Source organism: Enterococcus cecorum (assembly GCF_052119425.1).
Classification (GTDB): Bacteria; Bacillota; Bacilli; order Lactobacillales; family Enterococcaceae; genus Enterococcus_E; species Enterococcus_E cecorum_C.
In genome coordinates this window covers 1-8,692 of the sequence record NZ_JBQKFH010000064.1, presented here as the reverse complement: position 1 = coordinate 8,692, position 8,692 = coordinate 1, and the positions used below count along the sequence as shown (strand labels likewise).

Below are 8,692 nucleotides of genomic sequence, written 5' to 3'. Positions count from 1 at the left end.
TCAGGTAAAATACCTTTACGATACATTTCCACACATTTTCTTTTGTACTCATAGCTGTAGCGCATAAAAATACCCTCCTTACTGTTTGTCCAGTAAAGAGGGTACATATCACAGGCGCAGGGGACTCACTTTTTTTATTTCATTGGTTGTTTTGATTCAAACAATGGACTAACTGGTTTGTTCTCATGAATACGTTTGATGGCTTCAGCGACTAATTCACCCACGCTGATTTCATCAATTTTATCAATTTTACGTTCTGCTGGTAAGTTGATTGAATCAGTTACCACTAGACGTTCAATTGCAGAATCTTGAATACGTTCCAAGGCAGGACCTGAAAGCACTGGGTGAGTACATGATGCATACACACTCTTCGCCCCTGCTTCTTTTAAGGCATTGGCAGCTAAGGTAATCGTACCAGCTGTATCAATCATATCGTCAATCAAGACACATACTTTACCTTCCACTTGACCGATAATATTCATTACTTCAGCCACATTTGCTCTTGGGCGGCGTTTGTCAATAATAGCAATTGGTGATTTTAAGAATTCAGCTAATTTACGAGCACGTGTCACCCCACCATGGTCTGGCGAAACAACAACTACATCATCGCCGACAATTCCTTTTTCTAAGAAGTAGTTAGCAATTAATGGTGCGCCCATCAAATGATCGACTGGAATATCAAAGAAACCTTGAATTTGAGCTGCGTGCAAGTCAAGGGTAACCATTCTTGTGGCACCAGCTGTTTGTAACATATTGGCTACTAATTTAGCAGTAATTGGTTCACGAGAGCGCGCTTTACGGTCTTGACGAGCATAACCATAATAAGGCATCACCACGTTAATTGTTTTCGCACTGGCACGTTTTAGCGCATCAATCATGATTAATAGTTCCATTAAGTTGTCATTAACGGGTGAACTAGTTGATTGAACAACATAGACGTGTGCCCCACGGATACTTTCCTCGATATTTACTTGAATTTCTCCATCGCTAAATTGTTTCACTGTACATTTTCCTAATTCTACACCTGCAGCTTCAGCAATTTTTTCAGCTAAAGGACGATTAGAATTTAAAGCAAAAATTTTCAACTTTGGATCAGAATATTGGTTTGACATGAGAACCTCCACTTTCTTTTTTACAAAACAGAATGACTACTACATTTACGTATTCTTCCAAATAAAATAGTAGTCATTTTTTGCACATAAATCAAGGTTTTTTGGCGATTTTTTCATTAAAATATTAAATAGGCGAACAATTAGAGCTTTCCTCTCAGCAAACTATCAGAAATCGCACTTTTGATTTCTGATTAAGAAAAAAACAACTAGCCAAACAGCACTTACTTTTGCTGTCTGACTAGCTGCTTCACGACCTTATTTGAAATACGGTAGTTTTTTGGCTAGGTTTTCTTTGTTGACTTGGCGGGCGCGGGCAATGGCCATGGTGTGCTCGCTAATGTCTTGGGTAATGGTTGAACCTGCAGCCGTGGCACTGTTTTTCTCCATATTCACTGGTGAAACAATAATTGTGCCTGAGCCGATAAAGCTATTGTCGCCGATTGTGCTGTGGTGTTTATTCTTACCATCATAGTTGGCAAAAATTGTCCCACAACCGACATTGATATTTTCACCTAAAGTTGCATCGCCGACATAAGTCAAATGTCCTACTTTAGTATCTTTACCAATCGTAGCTTTCTTCACTTCCACAAAGTTACCGACATGGGCATTCACACCGATATCTGCTTTTGGACGTAGATGGGCAAATGGACCGACATCTGCACCTGTACGAACAATACTTTCTTCCACGACAGAATGTTTAATGGTCACGCCATCTTCAATCACGCTATCGACAATTTCACTATGCGCTGTGATAAGGCAATCTTGCCCAATCTTAGTTTGACCTTTTAAGATAACGCCTGCTTCAATCACCGTATCTGAACCAATTGTAACATCCGCTTCAATATAAGTATTTGCTGCATCGACAAAAGTTACCCCGTTAATCATATGTTGACGGTTAATTCGTTTGCGCATGATTTGATTAGCTGTTTCAAGCGCCACACGATCATTAACCCCTAGTGATTCTTCAAAGTCATCCGTTTGATAAGCGGCCACTTTATTGCCAGCGTTTTTCAAAATTTCTAAGGCATCGGTTAAATAATATTCACCTTGCGCATTGTCCGTTGTGATTTGGCTTAGGGCTTCAAATAACAATTCATTATCGAAGCAATAAGTTCCGGTATTGATTTCTTGGACTGCGGCTTCTTGTGGATTAGCATCTTTTTGTTCCACGATTTTTTGTACATCGCCAGCTTCATTGCGGATAATGCGTCCATAACCAGTTGGATTGTCCGCATGCGCAGTTAATACAGTCACTGCGGCTTGATTTTGCTCATGATAGTCAAATAATTGTTGCAAAGTCGCACTCGTTAATAGCGGTGTGTCCCCACTAATGACTAAAGTTGTACCTTTTTTGCCTTCTAGCGCTTCTTTGGCTTGCATCACCGCATGACCTGTTCCTAGTTGTTCCGCTTGTAAGGCATATTGACTACGATTGCCTAAACGTTCTTGGACCATTTCAGCACCATGACCCACAATCGTAATAATTTGCGCAGGTTGTAATTTTTCGACTTGCGTTAACACATGATCCACCATGGCTTTACCACATACCGGATGTAGCACCTTGTATAATTTTGATTTCATGCGGGTACCCTTACCAGCTGCCATAATAATTACATAACGATTATCCAAAATATTTCCTCGATTCTAATTCAATTTTTCTTCGTATTCTTTAAAGTAATTCCCTGGTACAACAGAGATGGTTTTATCTTGCGTATTGACATCTTTAACAAATAATAACGAATTATACTCATCAATCACACGTTTACCTTTGAAATTTCCTTCAGCAAAGACGGTAATGCCGACTAATTCTGCTTCGAACTCTTCAATCAAGCTCTTCATCCCATTGACCGTGCCGCCGCCTTTCATGAAATCATCGACCACTAACACACGGGAGCCACGACGTAAACTGCGCTTAGATAATTCCATTTTTTCGATACGTTCTGATGAGCCTGAAACATAATTCACGCTGACCGTTGAACCCTCTGTAATCTTAGAATCACGACGCACAATCACAAACGGTACATTTAAATAATAAGATACTGCCTGAGCAATCGGAACTCCTTTTGTCGCAACCGTCATCACAGCATCGATTTCTTTATCTAAATATTTTGAAGCGATAATGCGACCCACTTGGCGTAATAATTCTGGCTCGCCTAAAAGATCAGATAAATACACATAGCCACCAGGTAATAAACGGTCTTGCTCAGATAAACGTTCGGCTAATTTGTGCACATACTCATACGCTTCTTTTTCTTCCATCACAGGGATAAACACCACACCACCTGCAGCACCTGGCAAAGTTTCTAACAAGCCAATGCCGCGCTCTTTAAAGGTCTTTTTCACAATACCTAAATCTTCACTAATAGATGATTTGGCAGATTCGTATCTTTTAGCGAATAAACTTAGCGAAATCAACTCATGTGGATGTGACAATAAATAGTTAGTCATATCAATCAAGCGTTCACTCCGACGAATTTTCATAGATTCTTCTCCCCTCAAAAGCTATTTGTTCTTAATTTTAAGTTTTTCAAATATTTTCCTTTCCATTATAATCAAAAAATACGAGTTTTGCGAGAGTTTTTGCATAAATTATCGAAAAATGTTCGTAAAATTATCAAAATCCACCTAAAAAGTCGAATGAAACCTGTCATTCACTCAAAATCATTCCTAGTTTTCGAGAAAAAAACAGCCCTCTTATTTAGAAGACTGTCCATCATTTAGTTCTCACTTATTTTCGTTTTGCTTGAATAACTAGGATGCGCACCACATTAGCCACCAAGAAAATCGCAATATAAACAAGTGTAATCGTCGCTCCCGGTGGGGTATCTAAGTAAAAGGAACTCGTTAAACCACTAAGCATTCCCACCAAGCCGATAAACATACTCAAATAAATCACTTGGTTAAAGCCTTTGCCCACTCGTAAACTCGTCGCAGCCGGTAAAACCATAATTGCTGAAACCAATAACGCGCCAGCAATCGGAATCATAATCGCAATCGCCACCCCGGTTAAAATATTAAAACACATCGACATCAAGCGCACCGGCAAACCATCGACATGGGCCGTTGCTTCATCAAAGGTTAAAATATACATTGGTCGGCGAAAACGCAAGAAACTCAAGAAAATCACTACGAATAAAATGCCTAAAAACCACACTTGGCTATTGGTAATCGTCACAATCGAACCAAACAAGTAGGACTGAATACTGGTTGAGGAATTACCGCCACTCAATTTCATCAAAACAAGCGCTAAGGCTAGTCCACCTGACATTAAAATAGCCACCGAAATCTCGGAATAACTATGAAACATACTGCGCAAATATTCCAGTAAGATAGCTGCTAAAATCACAATCAGCAAAGTCGTTACATTTGGACTTAAATTAAGGAAAAAGCCCAGTGCCACCCCCGCTAATGAGACATGTGATAAAGTATCGGCCATTAAAGATTGACGGCGTAAAACTAAGAATACCCCCAACATCGGTGCAATACCTGAGATAAAAATCGCCGCTAAAAAGGCTCGTCTCATGAATTCATATGAAAGCAACGCCATGGGGAATCCTCCTTTCGTACCAAATGAATTTGGCGATCTGCATAATTTTTGATTTCTTCATGATCATGGGTAATCATCAAAATCGCTTTTTGGTGTTGATGGGCACTATGACGTAATAACTTATAAAAATTATTGCGTGATTTTTCATCCATCCCGGTCGTTGGTTCATCTAAAATGAAAAGATCTGGATCAGTCGCAAACACACGCGCGAGGCTGATTCGCTGCTTTTGTCCACCGGAGAGCTCGCCGATTTTTTTATGGCGCATCTCCCACATTCCCACTGCATCTAGCGCCTTTTTTACATGCTCGTGATCACGGTCTGTTAAACGTTTGAACCAACGATCTTTAGGAAAACGCCCTGACTGCACCAATTCCAAAACCGTACTTGGAAAACCAACGTTAAACGAGGCAATTTGCTGCGGAATATAGCCCACACTGAGTTTCTTGCCCTCAATATTTTCTTTTGCAATCGTCACTGTGCCTGTCTTTGGTTTTAATAAGCCCAATGTCGCCTTCACCAAGGTCGATTTTGCCGCACCATTTTCCCCGGTTAAAGTAACAAATTCGCCCGCATCAACATGATAATTTATCCCGGTTAAGACTGGCTCTTCATCATAATAAAAGCTCAAATTTTCGACTTCAATATAGTGCATCTTTTCACCTACTTTTCATTCAAGGTTTGTTGTAAAGCTTGTAAATTTGCTCGCATCACGCTGAGATAATCCTCGCCATCTGCCAATTGGTCTTTGGTCAAACTTTCGAGCGGATTTAAGACAAGTAATTGTACCCCAGTTTCTTTAGCTAGGGTTTTCGCTACTTTAGCTGAGGCATTTTCTTCAAAGTAAATCACATGAATCTGCTCTTTTTGAATATATTTTTTCAATTCGGCCAAACGACTTGGTGTAGGCTCTTCATCTGGAGAAAGCCCAGTAACCGCCACTTGCTCTAAGCCATAACGTTTCGCTAAATAAACAAAGGCATCATGTTGTACGACAAACGTTTTATTCGTCGCTTTTTGTGCAGCCTCGCGGTATTGTTGATCCAAAGCTTGTAGTTTTTTGATATAGGCTTGAGCGTTTTTCTCAAAGGTTGCTTTATACTTCGGATATCGCTTGCTTAATGCTTTTTGAATATTGGTCACTTCTTTTTGTGCTAAGACCGGATCGAGCCAAACATGAGGATTGACATCACCGTGGTCATGATCGTGTTCATCGGCTTCTTCATCATGATGCTCATGTTCTTCTTTGCCACTTAGTAACTGAATACCGGTGCTAGCTTCCACAAGTTGCGTGTGCTTAGCGTCAATATTTTGCTTCACATCAGCCATCCACGTCTCAAAATGACTACTATTATACACGACCAAGCCAGCTTCATTTAACTTTGCAATATCTCTGGCACTTGGCTCATAGTCATGCGGTTCTGTCCCCGCAGGAATCAGTAACTTTACCTCACCTGTTTCGCCTACTACCGCCTTAGAAAAAGCATACATCGGATAAAACGTCGCCATGACTTGGACTTTTTGATTTTCTGATTGACTCGCTTTTTCCTGATTTTGACAACCAGCCAACAGCCCTATCGTAAATATTAATGTAATAACAGCTAAAATTCGCTTCATTTATTATTTATTAGTCCTTTCCTTAGGTTGTAAATCTAAATCGGAATGTAAATCGTAATATTCCGATTTATCCAGCATTCCCTAATTTATCAGATAGTTTCGCAAGCGTCAAGGAAAATGGCCCTAGATTTTTTTGAAAACTTTTTTTACTTTTTGTTCAAAGTTTCTTCACACTTCTGCTTTATGATATAAGCATCCCAACAAACAACCCTATATAAACACTTTTTCATTTTTAACTCCTTGTATGAAAAGCTAAATGGCTCAATGCTGTTTAGCTTTTCGTTGTTTAGACAGTGAAGTTGCAAAAAAAAAATGAGGAATGCGCGTCTTTACACATTCCTAACGATTTATTCAAAGTTTCTTCATATTTCTCTATTACTATATAAGTATCCCAATAACAACAACCCTTATAAACACTTTTTCATTTTTAACTCCTTGAACAGGCGTGCCAATAAATTAGGTGCGTCTGTTTTTTTGCAATGAATGTGAATAATTTCCCAAAAATGCGTTGAATCGTTTTTTTGTTATGTTATAATCTTTTTATAATCAAACAATTACAAAAGGAGTTTATGATGATTGAAATAAACAAGGTGGTGAAAAGCTTTCATCACAAAGAAGTATTAAATATTGAACAATTAACCATTCATAAAGGGGAAACTGTGGCAGTCATGGGGATGAATGGTGCTGGGAAATCCACTTTAATCAAACTCATTTCTGGATTATTTAATCAAGATCAGGGCACGATTTTCGTCGATGGTCTGGCAAATACCGACCGTCATATTCACCAAAAAGTCAAATTCGTCTTAGAAAGCGGACGTGGCTATTATGACTATTTGACTGCCATGCAAAATATCCACTATTTTTTGAAACTAAACCAACTCACTGTCAAACAAGTGCAACAAGAAATGTTAGACTATTTCGAATGGTTTGATTTCACTCCGTATCAAAACACCTTGGTCTCTGAGCTTTCTCAAGGGAACCGCCAAAAACTCTCCCTAATTATCGCGCTTTTATGCCAACCAGAAATTCTCTGCTTGGACGAACCAACGAATGGCTTAGATGTAGTGAGTAAACGACGATTAGGAGAAACATTAGCCAAAATCCAGCAAAAGCGCGACCTGACCATCATTATGACCACCCATGACTTTACCTTTACCAAAGAGTTTGCCAGTCGGATCTTAATTATGAACCAAGGCAAACTCACCAAGGATGGATCATTTACACAATTATTTGGTCGTGAGCAAGATTGGTTGAGTTATCATTTCACCTGTCCATTAGAAAGCAAATCAGCCTTGCAAGCAAAATTCCCTGAACTTCACTTTGAAGAAACGCAAGAAACGATACAGTTTACGTGCAAAGAAGAAACGCAAAAAGATGATATTTTACGCAACTTTAAAGTCTTGAGTTTTAAGGTTGAATTGCAGGACATGGATGATATTTTATATGAGGTGATTGCATGAGTTTAAGTGATTTAACGCGTGAATTTTTCCGCCAGTTGCAAGAAATGGGCCAATTTAAATTAAACTTGCTTTTTGCTAATCTCTCCATCGTGATTATGATTTCGGGTTATTTAGATTATTTTACGGGCCATCAATCTGTGGAAGCACTCTTTTTCTTGCTATTTACTTGGTATTTTGCCACCCACAGTATCACGCATCCAACGTTTTTTGTAGAAGATGAAGTCTATGATCGTACTCTCATCAGCGTGATTCAAAGTCGCAAAAGCTTGGTTAGTGTCTTGTTGTTAAAGATTATTGTGCAGATGCTGATTGATTTGGTAAAGGCGATTCCACTATTCTTATTGATTGCCTTCGTTATGAAAGTACCGTTTAATCATGGCGTTGCAGGTAGCCTCCTGATTTTTCTACTTTGCTTTGTGGTTATCTTTGGTCTGTATGGAATGGGCTTAGGATTTGCCGGATTTAGCCTTTTATATAGTCGCACTTCAAGTGTTACAGGGTTAATTTCGTATTTTATGCTCTTTTTTACCGGGATTTTAACGCAGTCTACCAATCTCGTCCTTACCTATTTGTTTCCTTATCAGTATTTACGTAGCTTTATTCTACAACCCAATTTAGCTACAGCGAGCATTCTTAGTCTATACGCAATTATTTATTGGGTGATTGGCCTACTCGTCTTTTACGCCCTCTTTTCACAGGCAAAAAAGAAGGGAGCGATTTTCAATGTATAATGAATTCCTGCGCTTTATCTATAATAAAAAACGCTATGGCTTTGACAGCTTCTCAGATGGACTGTATTTAGTCATCTTTTTATGCGGGACCTTACTGATTTTAAAAGGAAATCCTGAAGTGATGTGACCCCCAAAAGTTAGACTTTATTAGCGTAGTAGTTTTGTCTACTACGTTTTTTTATGCACTCATAAGGTGAATTCTGTATTGAACTGGACTTTTCCACCCT

General features: G+C 39.1%; 9 protein-coding genes. 3 read left to right on the top strand and 6 right to left on the bottom strand.

All coding sequences use genetic code 11. The features are described 5' to 3' along the window. Nucleotides 1-134: 134 nt before the first annotated feature. The 6 genes from ACTQZM_RS11320 to ACTQZM_RS11295 all read right to left on the bottom strand — a co-directional run bounded on the left by ACTQZM_RS11320 (nucleotide 135) and on the right by ACTQZM_RS11295 (nucleotide 6,274). Nucleotides 135-1,112 carry a ribose-phosphate diphosphokinase gene (locus tag ACTQZM_RS11320; protein WP_248624595.1) on the bottom strand — a complete coding sequence of 326 codons (978 nt, stop codon included), beginning with the start codon at nucleotides 1,110-1,112 and terminating at the stop codon, nucleotides 135-137. 255 nt (nucleotides 1,113-1,367) lie between these two features. Next, nucleotides 1,368-2,741: a bifunctional UDP-N-acetylglucosamine diphosphorylase/glucosamine-1-phosphate N-acetyltransferase GlmU gene (gene glmU, locus ACTQZM_RS11315; RefSeq protein WP_441653826.1), complete on the bottom strand. Its 1,374-nt coding sequence runs from the start codon at nucleotides 2,739-2,741 to the stop codon at nucleotides 1,368-1,370. A 15-nt stretch (nucleotides 2,742-2,756) separates the two neighbouring features. After that, nucleotides 2,757-3,593 carry a pur operon repressor gene (gene purR / locus ACTQZM_RS11310; protein WP_016250672.1) on the bottom strand — a complete coding sequence of 279 codons (837 nt, stop codon included), beginning with the start codon at nucleotides 3,591-3,593 and terminating at the stop codon, nucleotides 2,757-2,759. A gap of 247 nt (nucleotides 3,594-3,840) precedes the next feature. After that, nucleotides 3,841-4,659 carry a metal ABC transporter permease gene (locus tag ACTQZM_RS11305; RefSeq protein ID WP_349278496.1) on the bottom strand — a complete coding sequence of 273 codons (819 nt, stop codon included), beginning with the start codon at nucleotides 4,657-4,659 and terminating at the stop codon, nucleotides 3,841-3,843. After that, complete coding sequence (locus tag ACTQZM_RS11300; protein WP_168931062.1) at nucleotides 4,632-5,312, bottom strand: metal ABC transporter ATP-binding protein; 681 nt, start codon at nucleotides 5,310-5,312, stop codon at nucleotides 4,632-4,634. The genes ACTQZM_RS11305 and ACTQZM_RS11300 overlap by 28 nt, the downstream gene beginning before the upstream one ends. An 8-nt stretch (nucleotides 5,313-5,320) precedes the next feature. Further along, on the bottom strand, nucleotides 5,321-6,274 hold the full coding sequence (locus ACTQZM_RS11295) for a metal ABC transporter substrate-binding protein (RefSeq protein ID WP_441653825.1): 954 nt from the start codon (nucleotides 6,272-6,274) through the stop codon (nucleotides 5,321-5,323). A 572-nt stretch (nucleotides 6,275-6,846) separates the two neighbouring features. On the opposite strand from ACTQZM_RS11295, the gene ACTQZM_RS11290 reads away from it, so the two are divergent. Genes ACTQZM_RS11290 through ACTQZM_RS11280 form a run of 3 tightly spaced genes read left to right on the top strand, consistent with a single transcriptional unit; the run spans nucleotide 6,847 to nucleotide 8,592 of the window. Then, complete coding sequence (locus ACTQZM_RS11290; protein ID WP_441653824.1) at nucleotides 6,847-7,734, top strand: ABC transporter ATP-binding protein; 888 nt, start codon at nucleotides 6,847-6,849, stop codon at nucleotides 7,732-7,734. Next, nucleotides 7,731-8,465 carry an ABC transporter permease gene (locus ACTQZM_RS11285; protein WP_441653823.1) on the top strand — a complete coding sequence of 245 codons (735 nt, stop codon included), beginning with the start codon at nucleotides 7,731-7,733 and terminating at the stop codon, nucleotides 8,463-8,465. The genes ACTQZM_RS11290 and ACTQZM_RS11285 overlap by 4 nt, the downstream gene beginning before the upstream one ends. Continuing rightward, the gene (locus tag ACTQZM_RS11280) at nucleotides 8,458-8,592 is read left to right on the top strand and encodes a hypothetical protein (protein WP_441653822.1); all 135 of its coding nucleotides are present in this window, start codon (nucleotides 8,458-8,460) and stop codon (nucleotides 8,590-8,592) included. Before ACTQZM_RS11285 ends, ACTQZM_RS11280 begins: the two co-directional genes overlap by 8 nt. The last annotated feature ends 100 nt before the right edge of the window (nucleotides 8,593-8,692 follow it).